General features: G+C 59.8%; 26 protein-coding genes. 12 read left to right on the top strand and 14 right to left on the bottom strand.

Annotated features, from left to right (window positions below):
* From ACXYMN_RS04880 to ACXYMN_RS04910, 7 genes are all read right to left on the bottom strand, one after another.
* Positions 1–252: electron transfer flavoprotein subunit beta/FixA family protein (locus ACXYMN_RS04880; RefSeq protein ID WP_459012364.1), on the bottom strand; the 252-nt coding region annotated here is incomplete at its 3' end.
* A gap of 35 nt (positions 253–287) precedes the next feature.
* A complete protein-coding gene (locus ACXYMN_RS04885) occupies positions 288–1,211 on the bottom strand; it encodes a branched-chain amino acid ABC transporter permease (protein ID WP_459012365.1) in 924 nt (307 codons plus the stop codon).
* A 12-nt stretch (positions 1,212–1,223) separates the two neighbouring features.
* Positions 1,224–2,111, bottom strand: a complete 888-nt coding sequence (locus ACXYMN_RS04890) for a branched-chain amino acid ABC transporter permease (protein WP_459012880.1) — start codon at positions 2,109–2,111, stop codon at positions 1,224–1,226.
* A gap of 85 nt (positions 2,112–2,196) precedes the next feature.
* Entirely contained in the window at positions 2,197–3,402 is a 1,206-nt protein-coding gene (locus ACXYMN_RS04895) for an ABC transporter substrate-binding protein (protein ID WP_459012366.1), read from the bottom strand.
* A 24-nt stretch (positions 3,403–3,426) separates the two neighbouring features.
* Complete coding sequence (locus ACXYMN_RS04900) at positions 3,427–4,179, bottom strand: ABC transporter ATP-binding protein (protein ID WP_459012367.1); 753 nt, start codon at positions 4,177–4,179, stop codon at positions 3,427–3,429.
* Positions 4,176–4,934, bottom strand: coding sequence for an ABC transporter ATP-binding protein (locus ACXYMN_RS04905; RefSeq protein WP_459012368.1), 759 nt, complete (start codon positions 4,932–4,934; stop codon positions 4,176–4,178). The genes ACXYMN_RS04900 and ACXYMN_RS04905 overlap by 4 nt, the downstream gene beginning before the upstream one ends.
* 66 nt (positions 4,935–5,000) lie before the next feature.
* Complete coding sequence (locus ACXYMN_RS04910) at positions 5,001–6,644, bottom strand: acyl-CoA synthetase (protein WP_459012369.1); 1,644 nt, start codon at positions 6,642–6,644, stop codon at positions 5,001–5,003.
* Positions 6,645–6,828: 184 nt separating this feature from the next.
* Between ACXYMN_RS04910 and ACXYMN_RS04915 the strand changes: the two genes are divergently transcribed.
* The 4 genes from ACXYMN_RS04915 to ACXYMN_RS04930 all read left to right on the top strand — a co-directional run bounded on the left by ACXYMN_RS04915 (position 6,829) and on the right by ACXYMN_RS04930 (position 12,020).
* Positions 6,829–8,811, top strand: coding sequence for a hybrid sensor histidine kinase/response regulator (locus ACXYMN_RS04915; protein ID WP_459012370.1), 1,983 nt, complete (start codon positions 6,829–6,831; stop codon positions 8,809–8,811).
* Positions 8,808–9,515 carry a winged helix-turn-helix domain-containing protein gene (locus ACXYMN_RS04920; RefSeq protein WP_459012371.1) on the top strand — a complete coding sequence of 236 codons (708 nt, stop codon included), beginning with the start codon at positions 8,808–8,810 and terminating at the stop codon, positions 9,513–9,515. Before ACXYMN_RS04915 ends, ACXYMN_RS04920 begins: the two co-directional genes overlap by 4 nt.
* Before the next feature lie 159 nt (positions 9,516–9,674).
* Positions 9,675–10,661 carry a 2-hydroxyacid dehydrogenase gene (locus ACXYMN_RS04925; protein ID WP_459012372.1) on the top strand — a complete coding sequence of 329 codons (987 nt, stop codon included), beginning with the start codon at positions 9,675–9,677 and terminating at the stop codon, positions 10,659–10,661.
* A 123-nt stretch (positions 10,662–10,784) separates the two neighbouring features.
* The gene (locus tag ACXYMN_RS04930; RefSeq protein WP_459012374.1) at positions 10,785–12,020 is read left to right on the top strand and encodes an MFS transporter; all 1,236 of its coding nucleotides are present in this window, start codon (positions 10,785–10,787) and stop codon (positions 12,018–12,020) included.
* On the opposite strand, the gene ACXYMN_RS04935 is transcribed toward ACXYMN_RS04930, so the two are convergent.
* Genes ACXYMN_RS04935 through ACXYMN_RS04945 form a run of 3 tightly spaced genes read right to left on the bottom strand, consistent with a single transcriptional unit; the run spans position 12,003 to position 14,310 of the window.
* Positions 12,003–12,605, bottom strand: a complete 603-nt coding sequence (locus ACXYMN_RS04935; protein WP_459012375.1) for a Smr/MutS family protein — start codon at positions 12,603–12,605, stop codon at positions 12,003–12,005. The genes ACXYMN_RS04930 and ACXYMN_RS04935 overlap by 18 nt on opposite strands.
* On the bottom strand, positions 12,602–13,609 hold the full coding sequence (mltA, locus tag ACXYMN_RS04940) for a murein transglycosylase A (protein WP_459012881.1): 1,008 nt from the start codon (positions 13,607–13,609) through the stop codon (positions 12,602–12,604). The genes ACXYMN_RS04935 and mltA overlap by 4 nt, the downstream gene beginning before the upstream one ends.
* Positions 13,610–13,650: 41 nt before the next feature.
* Positions 13,651–14,310: a Tim44/TimA family putative adaptor protein gene (locus ACXYMN_RS04945; protein ID WP_459012376.1), complete on the bottom strand. Its 660-nt coding sequence runs from the start codon at positions 14,308–14,310 to the stop codon at positions 13,651–13,653.
* A gap of 106 nt (positions 14,311–14,416) precedes the next feature.
* Here ACXYMN_RS04945 and ACXYMN_RS04950 point away from each other — a divergent pair, with 106 nt between their 5' ends.
* Together ACXYMN_RS04950 and secB are read left to right on the top strand one after the other, a co-directional pair.
* Complete coding sequence (locus ACXYMN_RS04950) at positions 14,417–14,932, top strand: FxsA family protein (protein ID WP_459012377.1); 516 nt, start codon at positions 14,417–14,419, stop codon at positions 14,930–14,932.
* Positions 14,933–14,998: 66 nt separating this feature from the next.
* Positions 14,999–15,517, top strand: a complete 519-nt coding sequence (gene secB, locus ACXYMN_RS04955; protein WP_459012378.1) for a protein-export chaperone SecB — start codon at positions 14,999–15,001, stop codon at positions 15,515–15,517.
* A 1-nt stretch (position 15,518) separates the two neighbouring features.
* Here the strand turns inward: secB and dnaQ are convergent, their stop codons facing one another.
* From dnaQ to ACXYMN_RS04975, 4 genes are read right to left on the bottom strand one after another with little or no spacing between them, the layout of a single operon-like run.
* Positions 15,519–16,208, bottom strand: a complete 690-nt coding sequence (gene dnaQ / locus ACXYMN_RS04960) for a DNA polymerase III subunit epsilon (RefSeq protein ID WP_459012379.1) — start codon at positions 16,206–16,208, stop codon at positions 15,519–15,521.
* Positions 16,209–16,210: 2 nt separating this feature from the next.
* Entirely contained in the window at positions 16,211–16,795 is a 585-nt protein-coding gene (gene coaE / locus ACXYMN_RS04965; protein WP_459012380.1) for a dephospho-CoA kinase, read from the bottom strand.
* Positions 16,792–17,625 carry a shikimate dehydrogenase gene (locus ACXYMN_RS04970; RefSeq protein ID WP_459012381.1) on the bottom strand — a complete coding sequence of 278 codons (834 nt, stop codon included), beginning with the start codon at positions 17,623–17,625 and terminating at the stop codon, positions 16,792–16,794. The genes coaE and ACXYMN_RS04970 overlap by 4 nt, the downstream gene beginning before the upstream one ends.
* Positions 17,622–18,221 carry a Maf family protein gene (locus tag ACXYMN_RS04975; RefSeq protein ID WP_459012383.1) on the bottom strand — a complete coding sequence of 200 codons (600 nt, stop codon included), beginning with the start codon at positions 18,219–18,221 and terminating at the stop codon, positions 17,622–17,624. The genes ACXYMN_RS04970 and ACXYMN_RS04975 overlap by 4 nt, the downstream gene beginning before the upstream one ends.
* Positions 18,222–18,774: 553 nt before the next feature.
* On the opposite strand from ACXYMN_RS04975, the gene rho reads away from it, so the two are divergent.
* Genes rho through ACXYMN_RS05005 form a run of 6 tightly spaced genes read left to right on the top strand, consistent with a single transcriptional unit; the run spans position 18,775 to position 25,568 of the window.
* Positions 18,775–20,046, top strand: coding sequence for a transcription termination factor Rho (gene rho / locus ACXYMN_RS04980; protein ID WP_459012385.1), 1,272 nt, complete (start codon positions 18,775–18,777; stop codon positions 20,044–20,046).
* A gap of 22 nt (positions 20,047–20,068) precedes the next feature.
* On the top strand, positions 20,069–21,352 hold the full coding sequence (gene mnmE / locus ACXYMN_RS04985) for a tRNA uridine-5-carboxymethylaminomethyl(34) synthesis GTPase MnmE (protein WP_459012386.1): 1,284 nt from the start codon (positions 20,069–20,071) through the stop codon (positions 21,350–21,352).
* Between the two features lie 12 nt (positions 21,353–21,364).
* Positions 21,365–23,233: a tRNA uridine-5-carboxymethylaminomethyl(34) synthesis enzyme MnmG gene (gene mnmG, locus ACXYMN_RS04990; RefSeq protein WP_459012387.1), complete on the top strand. Its 1,869-nt coding sequence runs from the start codon at positions 21,365–21,367 to the stop codon at positions 23,231–23,233.
* Positions 23,230–23,844 carry a 16S rRNA (guanine(527)-N(7))-methyltransferase RsmG gene (gene rsmG, locus ACXYMN_RS04995; protein ID WP_459012388.1) on the top strand — a complete coding sequence of 205 codons (615 nt, stop codon included), beginning with the start codon at positions 23,230–23,232 and terminating at the stop codon, positions 23,842–23,844. The genes mnmG and rsmG overlap by 4 nt, the downstream gene beginning before the upstream one ends.
* Positions 23,837–24,646 (top strand): ParA family protein, encoded by an 810-nt coding sequence (locus ACXYMN_RS05000; RefSeq protein WP_459012389.1) that lies wholly within the window; start codon positions 23,837–23,839, stop codon positions 24,644–24,646. The genes rsmG and ACXYMN_RS05000 overlap by 8 nt, the downstream gene beginning before the upstream one ends.
* Before the next feature lie 16 nt (positions 24,647–24,662).
* Positions 24,663–25,568, top strand: a complete 906-nt coding sequence (locus ACXYMN_RS05005) for a ParB/RepB/Spo0J family partition protein (protein WP_459012390.1) — start codon at positions 24,663–24,665, stop codon at positions 25,566–25,568.
* Position 25,569 lies beyond the last annotated feature (1 nt).

Consider the following 25,569-nt stretch of genomic DNA (forward strand, 5'->3'; position numbering starts at 1 on the left):
GATCGCCCGGTCGGCCCCCATGGCAAGACCGGTGCGCAGCGTTTCCTGCGCCTGCTTGACGCCGATCGAGACGACGATGACCTCGTCCGCCTTGCCGGCTTCCTTGAGGCGAATGGCCTCCTCAACCGCGATCTCGTCGAACGGGTTCATGGACATCTTGACATTGGCCAGATCGACACCGCTGCCATCCGCCTTGACGCGGACTTTCACGTTGTAGTCGATCACCCGTTTGACAGGCACGAGTACCTTCATGGCAGCAGTCTCCTATTCTCGATCGGGCAAGGGTCTCAGAACGATTTCTTGATCATGGCGCTAAGCTCTCCGACCACACCGCGGCGGAAGGCGAGGACGCAGACCACGAAGATCACCCCGAGAACCACCGGCACCCACGCGCCAAGCGGCCCGGATGCGAGGTAGTTCTGCAGCGTGATGATGATACTGGCGCCGACCGAGGGGCCGACAATCGTGCCGAGCCCGCCAAGCAGCGTCATCAGGACGACCTCGCCGGACATGTGCCAGTGCGAATCCGTCAGCGAGGCAAGCTGGAAGACCACGGTCTTGGTGCCACCCGCCAGCCCGGCAAAGGTCGCCGACAGCACGAAGGCCAGAAGCTTGTAGCGATCGACGTCATAGCCAAGCGACGTGGCACGGTCTTCATTGTCGCGGATGGCGCTGAGAACCTGACCGAAGGGCGAATTGACGGTCCGCGAGATGATGAAGAACCCCGCCAGGAAGATCGCCAGCACGAAGTAGTACATCGCCAGATCGTTTTGCAGGTCGATGAAGCCCAGCGCATGGCCACGCGGCACACCTTGCAGCCCGTTCTCGCCGCCGGTGAAGTCCGCGCTGACGAAGATGAAATAGACCATCTGCGCCATCGCGAGCGTGATCATCGCGAAGTAGATCCCCTGCCGCCGGATCGCCAGAGTCCCGATCAGGAACCCCAGGATCCCGGCACACAGGGCCCCGAACAGGATGCCCAGTTCGGTCGGAAGACCCCAGACCTTCAAGGCATGCCCGGTAAGGTATCCGGCACCGCCGAAGAACGCGGCGTGACCGAAGCTGAGCAAGCCGCCGAAGCCGAGGATCAGGTTGAACGCGCTGGCAAACAGGGCAAAGCAGAGCAGCTTCATCAGGAACACGGGATAGACTGCGAACGGCAGGACCAGAAGCAGCGCGACCGCGACCATATATCCGATTTTGGAGTTCATGTTTTCAGCTCCTCACGCTGTCTTGCCGAATAGACCGGCGGGTCGAAGGACCAGGACGATCGCCATGACGACAAAGATGACGGTGGCGGATGCTTCGGGCCAGAACACGCGGGTCAAACCCTCGATCACGCCCATGGCGAGACCGGTCACCACAGCGCCCATGATCGAGCCCATGCCGCCGATGACCACAACTGCGAACACCACGATGATCAGGTTCGACCCCATCAGCGGGCTGACCTGGGTAATCGGTGCAACCAGCACACCGGCAAAGGCCGCCAGTGCGACACCGTAGCCATAGGCCAGCGTCGTCAGCAGCGGCACGTTGACGCCGAAGGCCTGCAGCAGCTTCGGGTTCTCGGTGCCAGCCCGCAAATAGGCGCCGATCTTGGTACGCTCGAACAGGAACCAGGTGGCGATGCAGATCGCCAGCGAGGCGACGACGACCCAGGCGCGATACCACGGCAGGAACATGAACCCGAGGTTCACACCGCCGGAAAGTTGTGCGGGCACCGGATAGGGCAGGCCCGAGGCCCCGAACAGCTTCACGAACACGCCCTCGATCACCAGCGCCAGACCAAAGGTCAGCAGCAGGCCGTACAGGTGGTCCACGCCGGTCAGTCGACGCAACAAGGTAAACTCGATCAGGACACCGAGGGCACCAACCACCAAAGGCGCGACGATCAGGGCCCCCCAATAGCCGATACCCAGATACTGCGTCACCGCGACAGTCGTGAAGGCACCCAGCATGTAGAACGCGCCATGCGCGAAATTCACAATATTCAGCAAGCCGAAGATGACCGCGAGGCCGAGCGAAAGAACGGCATAGAACGCCCCGTTGATCAGGCCAAGCATGAGTTGGCCGAAAAGGACTTGGGGCGGGATACCCAGGAGATCTGTCAGCATGTCAACATTGTCCTAAAGTGATTGTGCGGACGGAACCCGCCAGACGCGCGACGCGCGACGCGTACTGGCGGGCCGTCGGGACTTACTTGGTCGGGCAATTGCTTTCGGACAGCGGCCCGTAAGCTTCCTCACCGGGAATGGTGCGCACGATCTTGAGGTAGTCCCAGGGCTTCGTGGACTCGGCCGGCGTCTTCACTTCGGCAAGGTACATGTCGTGCACCATGCGTCCGTCGGTCCGCAAAACGCCGTTCTGGGCGAACATGTCGTTGATCGGGGTTTCGCGCATCTTTGCCAGGACCGTGTCGGTATCGTCCGAACCGGTGGCCTCGATGGCTTTCAGGTAATGCCGAACCGCCGAATAGGTGCCCGCCTGGACGCCCGTCGGCATCTTGCCGGTCTTCTCGTAGAACTTTTCGGACCAGGCGCGGGTCTCGTCGTTGAGATCCCAGTAGAAGCTGACGGTCATCTGCAGACCCTGCGCCGTGTTCAGGCCCAGCGCGTGCACGTCGGTCAGAAAGACCAGCAGACCGGCAACCTTCTGGCCCGCGGCGATCAGGCCAAATTCGTTGGCGGCCTTGATCGCGTTGATCGTGTCGGCACCGGCATTGGCCAGACCGATGATCTTGGCGCCGGAAGCCTGCGCCTGAAGCACGAAGGACGAGAAATCAGACGCCGGGAACGGGTGCTTTGCCGCGCCCAGAACCTTGCCGCCCTCGGCCTCGACGACCTTTGTCACGTCTGCCTGCAGCGCTTCGCCAAAGGCGTAGTCTGCGGTCAGGAAGTACCAGGTGTCGCCTCCCTCCTTGACCACGGCAGAGCCGGTGCCGACAGCAAGGGCACGGGTGTTATAGGTCCAGTGCAGACCGGTCGGGATGCAGGCGTCGCTGGTCAGCGGCGACGATGCCGCACCGGAAACCAGCGCGATCTTGTTCTGCTGCTTGGCCACTTCAAAGACACCAAGGGCGACCGAGGTTGTCACCAGTTCGGCAAATGCGTCGACCTGCTGGGTGTCCCCCCATTCGCGCGCCTTGTTGGCCGCGATGTCCGCCTTGTTCTGGTGGTCGGCAGAGACGACCTCGATCGGCGCGCCGGCGACCGTGCCACCGAATTCGTCGATGGCCATTTGCGTGGCTACCACGGCGCCTTCGCCGGACAGGTCCGAATAAGTGCCGGACATGTCGGTCAGGATGCCGATCTTGACCACACCGTCGCTGATTTCCGCAGCGGCAGCCGAGGCCACCATCGCCAGGGCCGAAGCGCCGATGGCAAGTTTCTTGAGAGTATTCATTGATCCTCCTCCGGGAGTTGTTGGTTAAACGCTCAGGTACTCATCAAAGACGTGCTTCTTGGATTCGAGCTCATCCTTCTGAATGACTGCGGCCACGTGCCCGTGATCCATGATGAAATGGCGGTCTGCCAGGGGTGCCGCGAAACGGAAGTTCTGTTCCACCAGCACAACGGTGTAACCGCGCGTCTTCAGTTCGATCAGAACCTCGGCCAGCTTGTCGACGATCACCGGCGCGAGGCCTTCGGTGATCTCATCGAGCAGCAGGACATTGGCACCGGTGCGCAGGATCCGCGCCATGGCCAGCATCTGCTGCTCGCCGCCCGAAAGCCGCATGCCGGGGCTTTTCCGCCGCTCGGCGAGGTTTGGGAACATCTCGTAGAGTTCCTCGACCGACATGCCGCCCGACGCCACCGTCGGCGGCAACATCAGGTTTTCCTCGACGTTTAGGCTGGCAAAGATGCCCCGCTCTTCGGGGCAATAGCCGACGCCCATATGCGCGATGACATGCGGAGCCGTCTTGATGATCTCTTGACCCTTGAGCACGATCGACCCGGTGCGACGCCCGATCAGACCCACGATCGAGCGCAGCGTCGTGGTCCGGCCAGAGCCGTTGCGACCCAGCAGCGTCACCAGTTCGCCGCGATAGACCGTCATGTCGATGCCGTGCAGGGCATGGCCTTCGCCGTAGAAGGCGTGCAGATCCTGGATACGCAGTTCCTCGGTATGGTCTGCCAGGTGCTGCCCGCCCAGCTCGTGGTTTGCGATGGTCGCGCTCATGCGGCTTTCCCCATGTATGCTTCCTTGACGCGCGGGTCGGACGAGACGGTATCGTAGTCGCCCTCGGTCAGAACCGCGCCGCGCTGCAGGACGGTGACGGTGTCGCACAGGGTCGCGACGACCCCGAGGTTGTGCTCGACCATCAGGATTGTGCGATTGGCCGACACTTTCCGGATCAGTTGCGTGATCAGGTCCACGTCTTCGCGGCCCATGCCCTGGGTCGGTTCGTCCAGCAGCATCATCTCCGGCTCCATCGCCAGCGTGGTCGCGATCTCCAGCGCCCGTTTGCGCCCGTATGGCATGTCACCCACAACCGCGTCGGCGAACCGGCTCAGCCCCACCATGTCGAGCAATTCGTCCGCCCGGTCGTTGAGCTTGTTCAGGCTGCTGAGCGGTCTCCAGAAGTGGAACGACGTGCCCAGCTTGCGCTGCAAGGCCACGCGCACGTTCTCGCGGGCGGTCATCTGCGGGAACACCGCCGAAATCTGGAACGACCGAACCACACCCTTGCGCGAGATTTCCGCCGATTTCGCCTTGGTGATATCGCGCCCGTTGAAGGTGATCTTGCCCCGGGTCGGGATCAGGAATTTGGTCAACAGGTTGAAGACCGTGGTCTTGCCTGCCCCGTTGGGACCGATCAGGGCGTGGATTTCGTGCCGCCGCACCTTGAGGTCGACGTTGTCGACCGCAGTGAACCCCTTGAATTCCTTCGTCAGGCCCTGCGTTTCAAGAATGATGTCTGCAGATTCGCTCATGAATTCTTTCCTAGAGATCGGGGGAAGACGGATGTGGCCGCCTTCCCCCATGGGTTCAGGGATTCTTTATGTCGTTCCGGCCAGATCCCGCGCGCGGTCCCTGAGAACGAATTTCTGCACCTTGCCGGTGGACGTCTTCGGCAACTCGCCGAAGACCACGGTCTTCGGAGCCTTGAAATTCGCCATTCTCTCGCGGCAGTAGGCGATCAGGTCGGCCTGCGAGACATCCCTGCCGGGCTTCAACTCGACAAAGGCGCAGGGCGTCTCGCCCCATTTCTCGTCAGGCTTCGCAACGACGGCGGCTTCCAGCACCGAAGGATGCGTATAGAGCACGTCCTCGACCTCGACAGAGCTGATGTTCTCGCCGCCGGAAATGATGATGTCCTTGGACCGGTCCTTCAGCTCGATATAGCCGTCCGGATGCATCACCCCGAGGTCGCCCGAGGCGAACCAACCGCCCTTGAAGGATTTCTCCGTGGTGGACGGATTCTTGAGATACCCTTTCATGACGTTGTTGCCGCGCATGAAGATCTCGCCGATCGTCGTGCCGTCATGCGGCCTGGGTTCAAGCGTATCGGGATCGGCCACCATCAGGCCGGACAGGGCAACGTTCTTGACCCCCTGACGCGCCTTGAGTTTCGACTTCCGTTCGCTGTCCAGATCGTCCCATTCCGACTTCCATGCACAGACCACCGAGGGCCCGTAGGTCTCGGTCAATCCGTAGACGTGGGTCACGTCGATCCCCATGGATTCCATGTTCGCGATCACCGCGGCGGGCGGTGACGCCCCGGCGGTCATGACCTTCACCTCGTGGCTGAAGTCCTTGAGCTCGTCCGGTGCGTTGGCAAGCATGTTCAGCACGATGGGCGCACCGCAGAAATGGGTGACCTTTTCGTCTCTGATCAACTGATAGATCGGCTCTGCCCGGACCGTGCGCAGGCAAACGCAGACACCGGCATTGGCCGCGATGGTCCAGGGGAAGCACCAGCCGTTGCAATGGAACATCGGCAGCGTCCAGAGGTAGCGCGAATGGTGCGCCATCCCCCAGGTGACGATGTTCGACAGGGCATTCAGCGTTGCACCCCGGTGATGATAGACGACGCCCTTGGGATCGCCCGTCGTGCCGGATGTGTAGTTCAGGCTGATCGCATCCCATTCGTCGTCGGGCAGCTTGTAGTCGAAGTCGGGATCGCCCTCTTCCAGCAACTCCGCATAGGTCATCTGGCCGATCTTCCGACCGCCGTCGAAAGACGCGTCCTCGATGTCGACCACAAGCAGATCCGTGCGACCTGTCATCTTGATGGCCGTGTCGACGATATCGCTGAATTCAGGGTCGACCAGCACCGCCCTGGACTCGGCGTGGGTTAGGATGAAGGCAATCGCTTCCGCATCCAGCCGCGTGTTGATCGCGTTCAGGACAGCGCCCGCGATTGGAATGCCGAAGTGGGCTTCGAACATCTCGGGGATGTTGGCCGCGATGACCGAAACGGTGTGCCCTTTTGCAATCCCGCGTTTGCTGAGAGCACTTCCCAGGCGGACCATGCGTTCATACGTTTCGCCCCAGTTCCGGCGGATATCCCCATGCACAACTGCCAGCAGGTCAGGGTACACCTGCGCCGCCCTTTCCGCGAAGCTCAGCGGCGACAATGCCACGTAATTGGCGGCGTTAGGCTCTAACCCACTATCGTAAATGGATGTTTCGTTTGACATGTGTCCTCCACTTATCAGCACCGATACGCATCGGCCTCCTCGCTGATCCTAGACAGAACACATGCTGATGTTGCGCAAATATGCGGGAAATGTATTCAATTGTGACGCCCCGGTGAAACACCTATGGTGAATCAGCGCATTGACGCATCCTCGGCCGCATCGCCCAAGCACACGGAGCCAGGGAATGTCGGTCGAAGCGGCCAATAGTGAAGCGACACGGCTCATTCTCGAAGGTCTGGGACACCTCGATCAGGGTCTGACGATCTTTGATCGTGAGCTGAAGCTCGTGGCCTGGAACGACCAGTTTCTGGACATTTACGACTATCCGCGGTCGCTTGCCTTTCTTGGTGCCGACTTCGCCTCGTTCATCCGGTACAATGCCATCCGGGGTGAATATGGCGCGGGCGATGTGGAGGACCAGGTGGCCGAGCGGGTCCTGCAGGCCCGCAATGTCACCAAGCATCGGTTCGAAAGGGAACGCCCGAACGGCATGGTCATCGAGGTCGCGGGCAACCCGCTGCCGACCGGTGGCTTCGTGACGACCTATACCGACGTCACCGATTCCAAATGCATGCAGAAACGGCTTCAGGACCTGGTGCACACGCGCACCCGCGAGTTGACCCTGACCGAACAGCGGCTGAAACTGGTCGCGGACGAGGTTCCCGCCGGGATTGTCCACCTCGACAAGGACATGACGATTCTCTACGCGAACAAGCGGTTTGCCAGTGCCTATCTCAGGACACCGGACGAAATACTGGGACTGAACATCCACCAGGTTCTGACCGCCAGGACACTCGATGAAACCGCCCATTTCTTCGAACAGTCCCGACGCGGCGCGCGGGTGGACTTCGACATGCGGATCGAACTGCCCGGCAACCGGACCAAGGACATTCGCACCCTGCTGCGCCCGGATACGCCATCGAAGGGCGATGTGATCGGGTTCTATTTCGTGTCGTTCGACGTGACGCGACACAAGGCGACGATGTCGGCCTTGATGCGATCGCAGAAGATGGACGCGCTTGGTCGAATGGCCAGCGGCATATCGCATGATTTCAACAATCTGCTGACGATCATTCTGGGCAATCTCGTGCCCCTGTCCGAAAGACTGCCGAGCGCCACGCTTATCGACGAATACCTGGCACCCGCGATCTCGGCCGCCCGCCGGGGGTCGTCCCTGACCCAGCGCCTGCTGACGCTGGCGCGGCGCGAGCAATTCGATCCTCAGCCGACAGACATCAATCAGGCGGTGGCGGAAATCTCCACCTTGCTCAAATCGTCCTTGCCCAAGACCCTTTCGATCAACCACATCCACAACGAACCCGTGCCAGAAGCCTCGGTCGATCGGGCGCAGCTGGAGATGGCGCTTTTGAATTTCGCCATGAATTCAAGGGATGCGACCGATGGGACCGGCAATATCACGATCACGGTGTCGAACTACAATCTGCCCATACAGGAAGCCGAATTGCTTCATCTGGCTGCCGGGGAATACGTGAAGATCGCATTCGCCGACGATGGCTGCGGCATGACGACAGAACAGGCGGATCAGATATTCGAACCGTTCTTCACCTCCAAGGCCGCGGGCACAGGGTCCGGGCTCGGCTTGTCGATGGTGTACGGGTTCATCCAGCAATCCAACGGATCCATTCGGGTGGACAGCACCCCCGACACCGGCACGACCTTCTCGGTTCTGCTGCCCAGCGTCCGGTTGATCAGGTCCGAATACGAAACCGACCGCCTGTTCGCGGACACCAGCGCGCAGCCAGCGTCACCCCGGCCCGAACCATACCTGCCAATGATCCTGCTGGTCGAGGACGATCACGATGTGCGGCGGATCATCCGGCGCAAGCTTGCCGGAATTGGATACCCCCTCGTCGAAGCGGAAAGCGCCGAAGAGGCGCTGCGGCTGCTGGGCCGTATCGATGAGATCGGGATCCTGCTTTCGGATATCGGCATGGCCGGAGGCATGGATGGCAATACGCTTGCCGCCTGCGTCAGGGCGGACTTTCCCAAGATCGGAATAGTCCTGATGAGTGGTCAGACCAACCACAGCGGCTCTGACGACCAGAGCATTCCGTTCCTCAGAAAACCGTTCGACGTGTCGGACTTGTCCCATGCGCTGCGGCTTGTAAGTCCGGACGCCCCTGAGATAGACGAGGCAACGACATGATGCATGTGGTTTACCTTCTCGAGGACGATGTCGACATCTCGAAACTGATCGTGCGGGCGCTGTCCCAACACGGTTTCAGCGTGCGATCCTTCACGCGCCGGTCCGACTTCGAACGTGAGATCCACCGTCAATTGCCCGACCTCTGCCTGATCGACCTGAGCCTTCCGGACGGCGACGGGCTGTCGTTGATCAAAAGTTCGATCCTTCCCGAAACCATGCCGAAAGTCATCGTGACGGGGCGTGGCAGCCTGACCGACCGGATCGTGGGTCTGGAAATCGGCGCGGATGACTACATCGTCAAACCCTTCGAACCCAGAGAGCTGGTTGCCCGCGTCCGGGCGGTACTGCGCCGAAGCGGGGCAATTCGGCACGCCGAGGCTGACAACAAGATCGCCCGGTTTGGCGAGTGGACCGCCAACTTCAGTGCCTGTACGCTGGCCAATGCCACCGGAAAGAGTGTCGATCTCAGCTCGTCCGAGGCCAGCCTGCTTTTGGCGTTCGTCAGCTCCGCCGGTCGTGTCCTGACGCGTGGCCAATTGCTCGATTCGACATCGGGGCGGTTGTCCGAACCGTTCGATCGAAGCATGGACGCGCGGATCAGTCGGCTGCGCAAGAAGCTTGGCGACGATTCCAAGTCCCCGGACATCATTCGAACCGTCTATGGCGTCGGCTACGTATTTGCGATGCCGGTCGAGTGGGCATAGCACGGGCGTCGCGGCTATTATATTCAGGAACCCCCAATTTGCGATGACAGGCGGCGTCTTGACCGGACAGGGACAGCGCCGTGATCGGATTTTCCCGAACCCGGTCATCGCCAACCGACGTGAATCGCCACGGGCGAAAGATAACGAGAGAGAGAATTGATGCCAGCCAAACGCCTGCGTGTCGCTGTGACGCGCCGCCTGCCCGAGCCTGTTGAAAGCCGGATGAAAGAGTTCTTTGACGTAACCTTGCGCGACACGGACGCGCCGATGACCCGACAGGAATTGATCGAGGCGGTCAAGAATTTCGACGTTCTGGTGCCCACCCTGACGGACCGCATTGATTCCGGGCTGATCGGGCAAGCCGGGGACGATCTGCGGTTGATCGCCAATTACGGCGCCGGGGTTGATCACATCGACGTACACACCGCCCGCCAGAACGGTATTCTCGTCTCGAACACGCGCGGAGTGCTGGACGAAGACACAGCCGAGATCACCATGGCGCTGATCCTGGCTGTGACGCGACGCATGACCGAAGGTCTGGCGCTGATGAAATCGGGTGACTGGCCGGGCTGGTCGCCGACGGCCCTGCTGGGGGGCCGAATTACCGGGCGGCGGCTGGGGATCATCGGAATGGGCCATATCGGACAGGCGGTTGCGCGCCGCGCCCGGGCCTTTGGCATGCAGATCCATTACCATAACCGGACGCGGCTGCGCCCGGTGACCGAAGACGCCGTGCAGGCGACCTATTGGGAAAACCTCGATGACATGGTTTCGCGCATGGATGTGATCAGCGTGAACTGCCCGTCGACACCCGACACGTTCCACCTGATGAACGCCAAGCGGCTGCAGATGATGAAACCGGACGCGGTGATCGTGAACACCTCGCGCGGTGAGGTGATCGACGAAAATGCGCTGACACGGATGTTGCGCAAGAACCAGATCGCCGGTGCCGGACTCGATGTGTTCGAGCGCGGAACCGAGGTGGGCGACGCGCTCAAATCGCTCAGCAATGTCGTCCTGTTGCCGCACATGGGGTCTGCCACCGTCGAGGGACGCATCGAGATGGGTCAGAAGGTCATCCTCAACATCAAGACCTTCCAGGACGGGCACCGCCCCCCCGATCAGGTCATCCCGGGCATGCTTTGACGGTATGATGCCACTCTGACCGACGCAGGCGGACGTAATTCGTCCGCCCGAACCGGCCCCGGATGTTCGCAGAGAGCCACATGGTGGCTTGTAGGTCGGCCCCGCCTGGCCGTAGGTGGCGCAATGTCCAGTTTCATTTTCCTGCGCCAGAACGCGCCCTGGCTTGCCGCCGGGGCCATGCTGACGTTCCTGTCGAGCTTCGGGCAGACCTTTTTCATCTCGATCTTCGCGGGCGACATCCGTGATGCGTTTTCGCTTGGGCACGGCGAATGGGGCGCGATCTATGCGCTGGGCACGACCGCGTCGGCGATCGCGATGATCTGGGCGGGTGCGCTGACCGACCGTTTCCGCAGCCGCGCGCTGGGCGCCGGGGTTCTGGTCGCGCTGGCCGCAGCCTGCCTGTTGATGGCGGTCAACACCATGGCGGCGCTGTTGCCGATTTCGATCTTCCTTCTGCGCTTTGCGGGCCAGGGCATGACCAGCCATATCGCGCTGGCCTCCATGGCGCGCTGGTTCGTGGCAACCCGGGGCCGCGCGCTGAGCATCGCAAGCCTTGGTGTGACGTTTGGCAATGCGCTCTTGCCCTTGGCATTTGTCTTTCTCATGGGGTTTTCCGGCTGGCGCAGCCTGTGGATCCTGGCGGCGGTCATCGCCTTGGCCGGTATCCCGTTTTTGACCCTGTTACTGCGCAAAGAGCGCTCTCCGCAGGCGATCGTCGCGGAAAGCGCTGCCGCGCCGGGTATGGACGGACGGCACTGGGCGCGCCTCGAAGCGTTGCGGCATCCACTGTTCTGGATGATGGTTCCAACGCTTCTTGGACCGCCTGCATGGGGCACGGTCTTCTTCTTCCAGCAGGTCCATTTTGTCGAGGTGAAGGGCTGGGAGTTGATCGCGCTTGTCGCGTGGCTACCGCTTTTCACACTGGTGGCCGTCGGGTCGATGCTGGTATCCGGCTGGGCCATCGACCGCTTTGGCGTGGCACGTGTCTTTCCGTTGGCGCTGATGCCCGCGGCGGGTGCCTTCGTGGTCTTCGCATTGGCCGCGACGCCCGGACAGGCCGCCATCGGAATGGCGCTTCTGGCGTTGACCCAAGGCGGTCAGTCCACCCTGCCCTCGGCCTTCTGGGCCGAGTTCTACGGCACCCGCTACATCGGCGCGATCAAGGCCATGGGGGCGGCGGTCATGGTGTTCGGAACGGCGCTTGGCCCAGGGATTACCGGCCTTCTGATTGACGCGGGACTGGGCATCGAGACGCAATATCTGGCGATCGCGGTCTATTTCGCCGTTGCGACTGCGCTGATGACCATGGGCCTCGCGCGGTTTCGAGGCACGCTGACAGTGTCAGCGGAAGCGGCGTAGGTAGACGTAATACGCACCCTTGCCGCCATGGCGCACATGCGCTTCGGTAACCTGAAGCACCGACGCGGCCAGAGGTGGCATCTTCAGCCATTGCGGTACCTGCGATTTCAACACGCCGCGCCGACGCGGGGCGGAGTCGTACGGGTCTTCGCGTTGGCCCTTTCCGGTGATCACCAGAACCAGCCGACACCCCCGGGCCTGCGCCGACATTATGAAACCCGTCAGCGCGGGATGGGCGCGATCAAGGGTCATGCCGTGCAGATCGATGCGGGCCTCGGGCACAAGCTTGCCGCGCTTCATGCGGGTGAAGGCCTTGGCATCCATCTGCACCCGGTCGCGCGCCAGTCGCGCCGAGGTCGTCTCGGGTGGGGACCATGTCTCGGATTGGGACCCTGACGCCTGCCCGAGGCTGAAACGCTGCATCGGCTCGGGCGTGCGCGAAGCGGCAGGCTGGGTTTTTGCACCGAGCCCATGATGCGGCGTTTCCGGTTTGACCAGACGCCCCTGCGTCGCAAGCTTGCGGGTCTTGTCAGCCACCCTGCCCCATAGCTCTAGCTCGTCGGGACGCAGCTTGCGGCGGCTCATAAAGTCGGGTCGGGCAGAAGCGCAAAGGCCCGCTGTATCGGCAACAGAACGTACATGCGCCCGGGATCGCGCAGGGTTCCGGCCCATTTGCCGGCCTTGGCACCCGTGCCCGCAAAGATGTCGGCACGTTGGGCACCCTTGATCGCCGATCCGGTATCCTGTGCGATCATCAGGCGGCGCAGCCTGTCCCGCCCGTTTTTCTCAACCCAGACCGGCGCGCCAAGCGGCGTGTATTTCGGATCGACAGCAATCGAGCGCATCGGCGTGATCGACCGGTTCATCGCCCCGAGCGGGCCCTTCTCAGCCGGTACTTCGCTGACTTCGCGGAAAAACACATAAGACGGGTTGTGAAACAGCAGCTCTTCACCCTCGACCGGGTTCTGGCGCACCCATTTCTTGATGACATCCGCCGAAACGCGGTGTGCGGGCAAGGTTCCGCGACGGATGAGTTCGACACCGATCGAGCGGTATTCCTGCCCGTTCGAGCCCCCGTAGCCGACGCGGATGACGCCGCCATCCGGCAACCTGATCCGGCCAGAGCCCTGGATTTGCAGAAAAAACAACTCAACCGGGTCATCGACCCAGGCTATCTCAAGCCCACGGTTCGACATGACATCCGACTGTAGAAGATCGCGGCGCGGCAACCACTGAGACGCGTCTCGCGCCTCAGGCGGCATCTTGTAGACCGGCCAGCGATACCGACCGCCGGGGCGGGTCGCGCCATCCAGCTCCGGTTCGAAATAGCCGGTGAACAGGGCGTCCGGGTCCCCATGGGTGATACGGACCGGACGAAAGAACAGCTCGAAAAAGGCCTTGGGGTCCGGATCGTCCCGCGCGGCCCGGCACAATGCGCGCCAATCGGGATCGTCAAGATCGCCGCAGGTTTCCAGAAACGCCTTCAGGGCCGCGCCATGGTCGTCCTCTTCCCAGCCTTCGAGCACGTCGAAATCGAGGATCTCGTAGACGGGGTCGTCATCCTGAGCGGTGGAGGATTCGGGTGCCATCAACATCACCGCCAGGAATATCGCCAGGAGGCGCGGAAACATTATTCGCTCGTTGCGACAAGCTGCCAGTTCGGATCATCGCTGCCCATGCGGCGTGCATAGGTCCAGACATCGCGCTGGCGCTTGATTTTCGACGCGCTGCCTTCGATAAGCGTGCCTTCCTGATCGTAAACCGCGAAAGTCAGCTCGCCCATGTAGCGGACGGTTAGCTCCGCCAGCTTGGTTTCGGGATGGAACGTCGCCTCTTCGAGCGCGGTTTCGCGAACGCCGATAAACTCCGCCTCGACGGTCAGGCCCTGTTCTTCGCGCTGGGCCACACCGGCGGCGAAGCTTTCGTAGACATCGTCGGACAGGAACGGTTTGAGGCTTTCGATCTCGCCCTTCTCGTACCCCATCAGGATCATCTCGTAGGCGCCGCGCGCACCGCCCAGAAACTCGCCGACCGAAAACCCCGGTTCGATCTTTTTCATCTCGGCCAGCGCCTTGGCACTGTCGGACCCTTCGTCGACGTGATCGACAATATCGGGATCCGGTCCGCCCTCGATCACCGCGAAGTCGCGGCGATCCGGCGCGGCGGATGGCCTTAGTTGTTCGGGCGGCTTTTCAAAACCGTCCCGGCTGCCAAGCACGTTTTTCAGCCGCAGAATCAAAAAAACGGCAATGCCCGCAAGGACAAGAAGCTGAAGAATGGGCGAATTCATGGGACCTCTCGGCTGTGCCTGTAGAACCTTACAAGTTCACTTCTTATGTAGGGATGGGGCGGACCCAAGTCCACCAATGCGGGGTAACCCGGGAAAGGAATGTGTCATGTGGCTACTTTTGGCGTTCATCGGCGTGCCGCTGATCGAGATTGCGTTGTTCATACAGGTGGGGGGCTGGATCGGTCTCTGGCCAACCTTGGCGATCGTCGTGCTGACGGCCATGCTGGGCACTTACCTGGTCAGATCGCAAGGATCGCTGGCCCTGTCAGAGCTGCGTGCCTCGTTCAACGACCTGCGCGATCCGACCGAACCGCTGGCGCATGGCGCCATGATTCTGTTCGCTGGCGCGCTTTTGCTGACGCCCGGGTTTTTTACCGACGCTCTCGGGTTTGCGCTGCTGACACCGCCGATACGGCGCGCGGCACTGGCCTATGCGCGCAAGCATGTGACGGTCGCGCGGTTCGAGATGGGTCGCGATCCGCGGACCCACGGGCGCCCCGGACCGACGCCGCGACCGCCGCAACGGCGATCTGACGCGGATGTGATCGATGGCGAGTATATCGAGGTCGATCCCGACAAGCGACAGACCCATCCCGGCAGTTCCGGCTGGACCAAGCATTGAGGTGGCCCGCCGCAGTTGCTAAGCGAATTGGGAAGAATTTGATCCATCCGTGAAAGGACAGCGCCAATGAGCGATGCTTCGAATAATGCCGGTGCCGGAAACGGTGCCACACAGACCCCGGTCCAGCCGAAAATGAACGTGCTGGCCCAGTTTATCCGCGACATGTCGTTCGAGAACGTGCTGGCCCAGAAAGGTGCCAAGGGCGAAACCCAGCCCGACATCCAGGTGCAGGTCAACCTCGATGCGCGCAAGCGCCAGACCGAGGGGCAGTTCGAGGTGGCGATGAAGCTGCAGATCACCAACAAGTCACAGGAGTCCGGCGATACGCTGTTCCTGCTCGAGTTGGATTATGCAGGCATCTTCCAGGTCGAGAACATCCCCGACGACCAGTTGCACCCGTTTCTGCTGATCGAATGCCCGCGCATGCTGTTCCCGTTCGCGCGCCGGATTGTTGCAGACGTAACCCGCGATGGCGGCTTCCCGCCGCTCAACCTCGAGACGATCGACTTCATCGCGCTTTATCGCGCCGAGTTGCAGCGTCGTCAGCAGGCGCAGGCCGAAGCGACCCCGCAGGGCCAGGCCTGACTCAGAACTTGCGCCAGAGCGCATCTTCTCCAAGCGTTGCGACGAAGGCGGCATGTGCCGCCTTTTCGCTATCCGTGATCCGCGCGGGCAGGGGGTCCGGTCGGCGCGTCGGTCGCCAATCGGTATCGATCGCCGCCGATGTCGCTGCGGACTGACCGGCGCTCAGCGCAAAATCGGGCTGCTTGCCGCCAATCAGTTCAAGATAGACTTCGGCCAAAATTTCGCTGTCGAGCAGCGCCCCGTGCAAGGTTCGAGACGAATTGTCGATGCCGAACCTGCGGCAAAGCGCGTCCAGCGAAGCGGGCGAGCCTGGAAACCTGCGGCGGGCGATGTCCAGGGTGTCGACCGCCTGATCCCATGGCAGCGCCGGACGCTTGACCCAGCCCAGCTCCGCGTTGAGAAACTTCATGTCGAAGGCGGCGTTGTGGATGATCATTTTCGCATCGCCGACGAAGGCCAGGAAATCATCCGCGATCTTTGCAAAAACCGGCTTGTCGCGCAGAAAGTCGTCGCCAAGGCCATGAACCTCGAATGCCTCCTTGGGCATTCCGCGTTCCGGGTTGATGTATTGGTGATAGGTCCGCCCGGTCGCGATGTGGTTCCAGAGCTCGACCGCCCCGATCTCGACAATGCGGTCGCCGCTTTGTGGATCGAAGCCGGTGGTTTCGGTATCAAGAACGATTTCGCGCATGGTTAGAGCCGCTTTCTGATCTCTAAAAGGACAGTTTGCACATCCTCGCGGGCGGTCTCAAGGTCATGCGTGCGAATGGCGAAGTCGGCGCGATCGAGTTTGTCCTGAACAGGCATCTGTTTGGCAAGAATAGTGTCGAATGCTGCCTCGGTCATGGTCCCGCGCTCCAGGACGCGCCGTTTCTGTTCGTCGTGGGAGACATAGACACACGCGGTTGCATCCATTTCGGACTGCGCGCCAGTCTCGAAGAGCAGTGGAATATCGAAAACCGCGATCTCGGCAGTGGTTGTTTTGGAAAAATCGTCTCTGTCACTGCGGACGAGGGGATGAACGATCGCTTCGATCTTCTTCAGTGCGTGAGGGTCCTCAGCGATAATCCGACGCAGATCGGGGCGGGACACCGCACCATGTTCGATGGCATCCGGAAAGAGCGCCGCGATGGGCGCGACCGCTGCACCACCTTTGTCATACAGACGATGCACGGCGGCGTCGGCATCCCAGACCGCGGCCCCGGCGTCAGCGAACATCTGCGCCGTGGTGGACTTTCCCATGCCGATCGAGCCGGTCAGGCCGAGCTTGAAGGTCATCGCAGCACCGCGGCACGGGTGGCGGCATCGACCTCGGGGCGGGTCCCGAACCAACGCTCAAAACCGGGCACGGCCTGGTGAAGCAACATGCCAAGACCGTCCACCACAACGCAGCCTTGTTCGGCTGCTTGGCGCAGGAGCCTTGTTTCAAGTGGCGTATAGACAAGATCGGTCACCAATGTGCCAGCGCGCAGCCCGTCAAGCGGTACCCGGAATTCCGGTTTGCCGACCATGCCAAGCGACGTGGTATTTGCCACGGTGGTCGCGGCCTCGAGCACGTTTCCAGCCTGCACCCAATCGACGACGGACACCCGCGTTCCCAGATCGCGCGCCAGCAGATCTGCCCGATGCCGGGTGCGGTTGGTCAGGATGATCTCTGGCACACCGATTTCCAGCAGGGTTGCCAGGACCGCGCGGGCAGCCCCACCTGCGCCGAAGACAACCGCGGGACCCGCTTCGGGATCCCAGTCCGGAGCACCTTGACGCAGGTTCTCCAGAAATCCGTATCCATCGGTATTGTCGGCATGGATCTTCCCATCCTTGCGGAAAATCAACGTGTTCGCCGCACCGATAAGCGTGGCGCGGTCGGTGACCAGATCGGCGATTTCAAGCACCTTCTCCTTGTAGGGGATGGTGACATTCAGGCCGACAAAGCCCAGATCCGGCAACAGACGCAGGCTTTCCTCGAGCCGATGCTCGGGGACTTCCATGGGAATATAGTGTCCGGCTATGCCGTATTTCTTCAACCAGTAGCCATGCAGGCGCGGCGAACGAGAATGCGCAATGGGCGCGCCGATCACGCCGGCGAGGGGGATACGGGCAGGGGTCATGCAGGCAAATCTCCTCTGATCGTCAGGAAATTCAAGAGATCCAACAGTGGCAGTCCAAGGATCGCGAAGTGATCGCCATGCACCTGGGAAAACAGGCGCACGCCCTCTTCCTCGATCTTGTATGCGCCGACGGACTGGCGGGCGCTGTCCCAATTGCGGTCCAGGTAGTCATCGAGATATGTGTCGGTGAAGGCCCGCATGGTCATCCGCGCCTGTCCCACATGACGCCAAATGGGCGCGGCGTCCTGATAGAGTACCGCGGCAGATAACAGCATGTGAGTCTGCCCGCGAAGACGCTGCAGTTGCAATCGGGCGTCTTCCATGGTGTCAGGTTTGGCAAGAATGTCGCGCCCGAGGGACAGGACCTGATCACAACCCAGCACCAGCGCGTCGGGATGTTTTTCCGCGATCTTGCGGGCCTTCATTTCTGCGAGTGTGTCAGCGACGTCGCGGGGCCGGGCATCTTCGGCGGACAGGCTGTGGCGAATGGCCTCTTCATCGATCCGCGCCGGAACGATTCGGAATTCGAGCCCTGCCTGGGTCAGCATCTGGGCGCGTATGGATGACGCCGAGGCGAGAATGAGGTTTTTTACCATGTGGAAAACCCGACGGAAAACTTCGGTACACCTGTAGTGATGCTTCTGTTGAAAATCGCCGCTGGTTGCAAGGTGGGGATCAATGCCACGGTTCTTCCCCGCCGCGGAACGAGTTGTTGAAGGTGGGGATGGGACAACTGGCGTGACGCGTGACCCTGTCGAAAGAAGCCTTTGTCCAAAAAGATATTCGCGGAACCTCTGACGTCCGAGTTTTCAGTCAAATATATGATCTAAAACAGTAATTTTCTGGATATCTGGATGCTATCATCGCTGATGCACAGATTTGTCCCCAAGTTGAGGTGCTGTGGACAGGTCTTGGACACCGCGATAATCCACAGGATCCGCGATCGCCTAAAGCTTACATCAATCTTATATTTACTTATCATTTAATTAAGAATGACAGGTCAACCGGAGGGCCCGACAGCGTGCCCCTTGAGTGTTTGACTTTGACGCCAAGAGGTCTTAGCCAGATCGCAATCCCGTCCGGGAGCACGACTTTCCCATTGATAGACATGAGAGACATGCCCGCGTTGCGTGGCATTGAGGGCGATCCATGAACCTTGAAAAGCTGAACCTTGCCGACCTGAAGGCGCAATCTCCGAAGGATCTTCTGGCGCTTGCGGAAGAGCTGGAGATCGAGAACGCCTCGACCATGCGGAAAGGCGAGATGATGTTCCAGATCCTGCGCGAGCGCGCGGATGAAGGATGGGACATCTATGGCGATGGGGTGCTGGAAGTGCTTCAGGACGGGTTTGGGTTCCTGCGGTCGCCGGAGGCCAATTATTTGCCGGGTCCGGATGACATCTATGTCTCGCCGGACATGATCCGGAAGTTTTCGTTGCGCACGGGCGATACGATCGATGGGCAGATCAAGGCACCCGAGGACTCGGAGCGGTATTTTGCCTTGATGGACGTCACGGAGATCAATTTCGAAGAGCCCGAGAAGACCCGGCACAAGATTGCGTTCGACAACCTGACACCGCTTTATCCGGATGAACGGCTGAAGATGGAAATCGAGGATCCGACGATCAAGGATCGGTCTGCCCGGATCATCGATCTTGTCGCGCCGATCGGAAAGGGCCAGCGAGGTCTGATCGTGGCACCGCCGCGCACGGGCAAGACGGTTCTTTTGCAGAACATCGCGGCCTCGATCGAGCAGAACCATCCGGAGTGTTATCTGATCGTGTTGCTGATTGATGAGCGACCCGAAGAAGTGACGGACATGCAGCGATCCGTGAAGGGTGAGGTGATCTCCTCGACCTTCGACGAACCTGCGACGCGGCACGTGGCTGTCAGCGAGATGGTGATCGAAAAGGCCAAACGCCTGGTCGAGCACAAACGAGATGTCGTTATTCTGCTCGATTCGATCACCAGACTTGGTAGGGCATTCAACACCGTGGTGCCGTCTTCGGGCAAGGTGCTGACCGGCGGGGTCGATGCGAATGCGCTTCAGCGTCCCAAGCGGTTTTTCGGTGCGGCACGGAACATCGAAGAGGGCGGTTCGCTGACAATCATCTCGACCGCGCTTATCGATACGGGTAGCCGGATGGACGAGGTGATCTTCGAAGAGTTCAAGGGTACGGGCAATTCCGAGATCGTGCTGGATCGCAAGGTTGCGGACAAGCGGGTGTTCCCGGCAATGGATATCCTCAAGTCGGGCACGCGTAAGGAAGAGTTGCTGGTGGACAAGGGAGATCTTCAGAAGACCTTCGTTCTGCGCCGGATCCTGAACCCGATGGGTACCACCGATGCTGTCGAATTCCTGATATCGAAGCTGAAACAGACGAAGTCGAACGCCGAGTTTTTCGATTCGATGAACACCTGAGCGGCGTGTCAGGAGATCGGCAATGGACACGATTTTCGCCCTCGCGACTGCGGAGGGAAAAGCTGGCGTTGCGATAGTTCGAATATCCGGCCCGTCGGCGTTTGTCGCGGGCGAAGTCCTTGCGGGGTCGTTGCCGGAACCCCGGCATTCCGCAGTTCGTCGTTTGACCGGGCGGGATGGCGGGTATCTTGATGAGGGCCTGGTGCTGTGCTTTTCACGCGGGCAGAGCTTTACCGGCGAAGACATTGTCGAACTTCATCTGCACGGCTCGATTGCAATTGTGCGAGCGGTGCTTGATGAACTAGGTCACATGCCGGGTTTGCGACTGGCCCATCCTGGTGAGTTTACACGACGAGCGCTTGAAAATGGACGCTTGGACCTGGCGCAGGTCGAGGCATTGTCGGACCTCATTGATGCGGAAACCGAAGGGCAACGCCAGCAGGCGCTGCGCGTTTTCTCGGGCGCGCTGGGGCAGAAAGTCGCGCGTTGGCGGCAATCGCTGATCCGGGCCGCGTCGCTTCTTGAGGCGGTGATCGACTTCGCGGATGAAGAGGTTCCGGAAGATGTGTCTGCGGAAGTGATCGAGTTGCTACGCGAGGTCCGCGCCGATATCTCGCACGAGTTGCAGGGATTTTCCTTTGCCGAGCGTGTTCGCCTTGGATTCGAGGTTGCGATTGTCGGAGCTCCCAATGTCGGGAAATCAACCCTTCTGAACGCACTGGCCGGGCGAGATGCGGCGATCACGTCGGAAATTGCCGGCACAACACGCGACGTCATCGAGGTTCGCATGGATCTCGCGGGTTTGCCGGTGACCTTGATTGATACTGCCGGGTTGCGAGAAACCGAGGATTCGATTGAGGCGCTGGGTGTCAAGCGGGCAGTTGAGCGTGCGGAAGCGGCTGACCTGCGTGTATTTCTTCGGTACCAGGACGAAAAGCTTGATCTTCAACCGAGCGAAGGCGATCTGATATACTGGACCAAGGGCGATATTTCCATGCGCGACGGGTCGATCTCGGCGAAGAGCGGTGCTGGTCTGAGTCGTGTAATAGCCGAGGTCACCGAGCAGCTGAAAGCACGTGCCGGTAGAGCAGGATTAGCCACCCGTGAGCGGCACCGGATTGCGATGAAGGAAGCGGTTGTTCAGCTTGGAGTTGCGATCGACGTGTGTTTGGCGGGTAGTGAAACCTATGATCTTGCGGCGGAGGAGGTCAGGACAGCCATTCGGCGTCTGGAGTCCCTCGTCGGTCATATCGGTGTTGAGTCGGTGTTGGATGAAGTCTTTTCGAACTTTTGCCTGGGAAAGTGAGGAGTGTTTCACGTGAAACATCTTGACGCAGACGTCGTTGTGATCGGCGGTGGCCACGCGGGCACGGAAGCTGCTCATGCTGCCGCTCGCATGGGTGTGGAAACCGTGCTTGTCACCATGCGAGAGACGGACATCGGAACGCTTTCTTGTAACCCGGCTATCGGAGGACTTGGAAAAGGACACCTGGTACGGGAAATCGATGCCATGGACGGAGTCCAGGGCCGGGTTGCAGATCTGGCCGGTATCCAGTTCCGACTGTTGAACAAAAGCAAGGGCCCGGCTGTCCAGGGTCCGCGTGCTCAGGTCGACCGCCAGATATACCGGCGTGAGATGCTTTCCGTAACAACTAAGCAGTCCAAGCTTCATATTTTGGAAGGCGAGGTTATCGATCTGCTGATGGAAAACGGCCATGTCACTGGTGTGCATTTGGCGGCCGGTCAAAAGCTGCGGGCCAAGTGTGTGATACTCACGTCTGGAACGTTCCTTCGTGGCAAGATCCATATCGGCGACGTCTCTTACGAGGGAGGTCGCATGGGGGATCGTCCGAGTAACGATCTGGCCAAACGTATCGACGCATTGGCTTTGCCTTTGGGTCGGTTGAAGACCGGAACGCCTCCGCGGCTGGATGGAACGACGATCGATTACGCCGGATTGGCGGAGCAACCAGGTGACGACGCGCCGACGATGTTTTCGTTCTTGTCAGACGCACCGGTTGCAACTCAGGTTAGCTGCCATATCACACACACAAGTTCGCAAACGCACGCCATTATCCGAAAAAACCTCGACCGATCGGCAATGTATGGTGGTCACGTCGATGGCATCGGTCCTCGCTACTGCCCATCCATCGAGGACAAGGTCGTACGATTTGCCGACAAGTCATCGCATCAGATTTTCCTGGAGCCAGAGGGCATTGATACCGACGTTATCTATCCAAACGGTATCTCCACGTCGCTTCCAGAGGACGTACAGCTGCAATACGTCCACTCGATACCGGGGTTGGAAAATGCGGAGATCCTGCAGCCGGGCTATGCAATTGAATATGATTATGTCGATCCGCGTTCCTTGGATCTGACGTTGGCGGTGAGAGACGCACCAGGTCTTTACTTGGCGGGGCAGATAAACGGGACGACTGGTTATGAGGAAGCCGCAGCGCAAGGTCTTGTCGCAGGTTTGAATGCGGCACGCTCTGTTCTTGGCCGGGATCCGGTTCGCTTTAGCCGCTCAAATTCTTACATCGGTGTGATGATTGACGATCTCACGACCCGAGGCGTGACCGAACCTTACCGTATGTTTACGTCACGTGCGGAGTTCCGGCTGTCTTTGAGGGCGGACAATGCCGACCAGAGGTTGACGGACATTGGGATAGAGATCGGATGTGTTGCAGAGCGTCGACAAACCATTTTTGAACAGAAGAAGGCTGATCTCAAAGAAGGCGCGCGACAGTTGAGAGCGACTAGATTCACTTCGCAACAGATACAGGCGCTGGGCCAAAAATCCGGTCGGGACGGCCAGAAAAAGTCCGCATATGAATTGTTGGCGATTCCGCATGTGTCGTTCGAGAGCCTCACGACGCTGGAGCCTGAACTGTCAACGATATCGACCGCTATCGCGCGACAATTGGGAAAAGAAGCTCTGTACGCACATTATATTTCGCGCCAACAGCAGGATGTTGAAGCGCTGATCAAGGACGAAGGGGCGGTCATACCGTCAAATTTTGATTATTCCTCTCTACAAGGATTGTCGAATGAACTCAGGGCAAAATTGTCCGAAGCTTGCCCCGATAACCTGGGCCAGGCTTCCCGCGTTGAAGGGATGACCCCAGCGGCCTTGTCTTTGATCCTTGCCAAGCTGCGGCAGGATAAGCGTCGACGTTCGGCATGATCGATCTTGGTGAAGAGTGGGATGTTTCACGTGAAACACTGGTCGACTTAAGTCGCTTTGTGGCACTGGTCGAACTTTGGTCTGCGAAGATTAACCTGATTTCGCGGCAGTCTTTAGCGGACATAGCGAACCGCCACATCGCGGACTCACTTCAACTCAAACAATTTACGCCCGCAGGAAAATCGCAATGGCTGGACCTTGGATCTGGTGGCGGCTTTCCGGGTATCGTGGCGGCAATCTTCGCAAAACGTCATAATCCAGACCTGACGTTTACCCTTGTTGAAAGCGACGGTCGAAAGGCCGTCTTTCTCAGAACCGCCATCCGCGAGTTCGGATTGAATGCCAAAGTTTTGACGCAACGGATTGAAAAGTTGGGCCCTCAGAAAGTTGACATCGTGAGTGCCCGCGCCTTGGCTGACCTTACTCAGCTATTGGCCTATGCGAAACCGCACATGGCACCAACGTCGCGGGCATTGTTCCTGAAGGGCGCGACATGGAAAAAAGAACTCGAAGCCGCACGGAGAGAATGGTCTTTCGAATACGAGGTGGTTAAGAGTACCACAGATCCCAACGCCGTTATTCTCAGCATCGGAAACATTGCGAATGTCTGATCCGAGCCGTCCTGCGGGACCCAAAATCATCGCTGTCGCAAACCAGAAGGGCGGCGTCGGAAAAACGACCACAACGATAAATTTAGGTGCTGCACTTGCTGAACAAGGGCTGAACGTTCTGATCGTCGATCTTGATCCGCAAGGCAATGCATCCACCGGTCTCGGTATTGAGCCAACGGATCGCGAATACACGACCTATGAACTTTTATTGGACGATGTCGCCCTGGAAGAGGTGATAAAACCCACCGCGATTGACAATCTTTCGCTAATCCCAGCGACGGTCGATCTCAGTTCGGCAGATATCGAATTGATTGCCAATGAAAAGCGCAGCTTTCTTCTGCATGACGCACTTCGTCAAACAGCCATCGACGCGTATGCTTACGACTTGATTCTCATCGATTGTCCGCCGTCCCTCAACCTCCTGACCGTCAACGCCATGGTTGCCGCGCACTCTGTCTTGGTGCCGCTCCAAAGCGAATTTTTTGCGCTTGAAGGATTGTCGCAATTGATGATGACGATCCGGGAGGTCCGGCAGACGGCCAACCCGGATTTGCGCATCGAAGGCGTTGTCCTGACCATGTACGATGCCAGAAACAATCTTTCACAGCAGGTCGAAGATGACGCGCGCTCAAACCTGGGCGAACTGGTTTACCGAACGGTGATCCCGAGAAACGTTCGGGTCAGCGAAGCTCCGTCTTACGCCATGCCGGTTTTATCCTACGACACTGCATCCAAGGGGGCCGCGGCTTATCGCGCCCTCGCTCAGGAAATTCTTTCGACAAACACCAGAACAGCGGCTTGATAGGAGGGGCAGACCGATGGCGGAGAAACGTGAAAGACGGGGATTGGGCCGGGGACTGTCAGCTCTTATGGCGGACGTAGAGCCTCAGGTCGCCACGGACCCTTCGACAGGAAATTCGCGCAGCCCCGACCGGATGATCCCGATAGACAGGATCGTGCCAAATCCGGACCAGCCGCGGCGATCCTTCACAGAAGACCAGCTGGCGGAACTTGCCGATTCAATTAGAGCCAAGGGTGTTATTCAACCGATTATCGTTCGGGAAAAGCCTGAAAGCGACGGGCGTTTCGAGATTGTCGCAGGAGAGCGCCGGTGGCGCGCGGCGCAGATGGCCCAGCTTCACGAGATGCCCGTGCTCGTCCGAACCTTCACGGACACGGAAGTTCTGGAAGTTGCGATCATCGAGAATATCCAACGCGCTGATTTGAACGCCATCGAGGAAGCCGCCGGTTACCGCCAGTTGATGTTCAAGTTCGGACATACGCAGGAAAAACTGGCCGAAGCTTTGGGGAAAAGTCGCTCGCATATCGCCAACCTGATGCGCCTGTTGAACCTCCCGGATGACGTCCAGTCGTATGTCACCGAGGGAAAGCTCAGCGCAGGTCACGCGCGTGCTCTGATCACTGCGACAGATCCGTCCGAACTTGCCAAAAGGGTGTTATCACGAAACCTTTCGGTACGAGACACCGAAAAATTGGCGAAATCCGAAGCGACGCGTACTGAAAGGCGTACAGTCCGAAAAGATGGTATGGGGATCGAGAAGGATGCCGATACGCGTGCACTTGAAAGCGACCTCTCTGCGGCGTTGGGCATGAAGGTGACCATCAATCACAAACCCGGCGCGGAAGCAGGTCAGTTGACTGTCTCATACGATACTCTTGAACAGCTGGATGCGCTGTGCGGGATGCTCAGCGCTTCGGGCTGAA

It is taken from the genome of Roseivivax sp. CAU 1753 (assembly GCF_054482575.1).

Coding starts and splice junctions, on each gene's coding strand:
- ACXYMN_RS04885 (WP_459012365.1), bottom strand. CDS start 1,211: ATGAACTCCAAAATCGGATATATGGTCGCGGTCGCGCTGCTTCTGGTC.
- ACXYMN_RS04895 (WP_459012366.1), bottom strand. CDS start 3,402: ATGAATACTCTCAAGAAACTTGCCATCGGCGCTTCGGCCCTGGCGATG.
- ACXYMN_RS04900 (WP_459012367.1), bottom strand. CDS start 4,179: ATGAGCGCGACCATCGCAAACCACGAGCTGGGCGGGCAGCACCTGGCA.
- ACXYMN_RS04905 (WP_459012368.1), bottom strand. CDS start 4,934: ATGAGCGAATCTGCAGACATCATTCTTGAAACGCAGGGCCTGACGAAG.
- ACXYMN_RS04910 (WP_459012369.1), bottom strand. CDS start 6,644: ATGTCAAACGAAACATCCATTTACGATAGTGGGTTAGAGCCTAACGCC.
- ACXYMN_RS04915 (WP_459012370.1), top strand. CDS start 6,829: ATGTCGGTCGAAGCGGCCAATAGTGAAGCGACACGGCTCATTCTCGAA.
- ACXYMN_RS04920 (WP_459012371.1), top strand. CDS start 8,808: ATGATGCATGTGGTTTACCTTCTCGAGGACGATGTCGACATCTCGAAA.
- ACXYMN_RS04925 (WP_459012372.1), top strand. CDS start 9,675: ATGCCAGCCAAACGCCTGCGTGTCGCTGTGACGCGCCGCCTGCCCGAG.
- ACXYMN_RS04930 (WP_459012374.1), top strand. CDS start 10,785: ATGTCCAGTTTCATTTTCCTGCGCCAGAACGCGCCCTGGCTTGCCGCC.
- ACXYMN_RS04935 (WP_459012375.1), bottom strand. CDS start 12,605: ATGAGCCGCCGCAAGCTGCGTCCCGACGAGCTAGAGCTATGGGGCAGG.
- mltA (WP_459012881.1), bottom strand. CDS start 13,609: ATGGCACCCGAATCCTCCACCGCTCAGGATGACGACCCCGTCTACGAG.
- ACXYMN_RS04945 (WP_459012376.1), bottom strand. CDS start 14,310: ATGAATTCGCCCATTCTTCAGCTTCTTGTCCTTGCGGGCATTGCCGTT.
- ACXYMN_RS04950 (WP_459012377.1), top strand. CDS start 14,417: ATGTGGCTACTTTTGGCGTTCATCGGCGTGCCGCTGATCGAGATTGCG.
- secB (WP_459012378.1), top strand. CDS start 14,999: ATGAGCGATGCTTCGAATAATGCCGGTGCCGGAAACGGTGCCACACAG.
- dnaQ (WP_459012379.1), bottom strand. CDS start 16,208: ATGCGCGAAATCGTTCTTGATACCGAAACCACCGGCTTCGATCCACAA.
- coaE (WP_459012380.1), bottom strand. CDS start 16,795: ATGACCTTCAAGCTCGGCCTGACCGGCTCGATCGGCATGGGAAAGTCC.
- ACXYMN_RS04970 (WP_459012381.1), bottom strand. CDS start 17,625: ATGACCCCTGCCCGTATCCCCCTCGCCGGCGTGATCGGCGCGCCCATT.
- ACXYMN_RS04975 (WP_459012383.1), bottom strand. CDS start 18,221: ATGGTAAAAAACCTCATTCTCGCCTCGGCGTCATCCATACGCGCCCAG.
- rho (WP_459012385.1), top strand. CDS start 18,775: ATGAACCTTGAAAAGCTGAACCTTGCCGACCTGAAGGCGCAATCTCCG.
- mnmE (WP_459012386.1), top strand. CDS start 20,069: ATGGACACGATTTTCGCCCTCGCGACTGCGGAGGGAAAAGCTGGCGTT.
- rsmG (WP_459012388.1), top strand. CDS start 23,230: ATGATCGATCTTGGTGAAGAGTGGGATGTTTCACGTGAAACACTGGTC.
- ACXYMN_RS05000 (WP_459012389.1), top strand. CDS start 23,837: ATGTCTGATCCGAGCCGTCCTGCGGGACCCAAAATCATCGCTGTCGCA.
- ACXYMN_RS05005 (WP_459012390.1), top strand. CDS start 24,663: ATGGCGGAGAAACGTGAAAGACGGGGATTGGGCCGGGGACTGTCAGCT.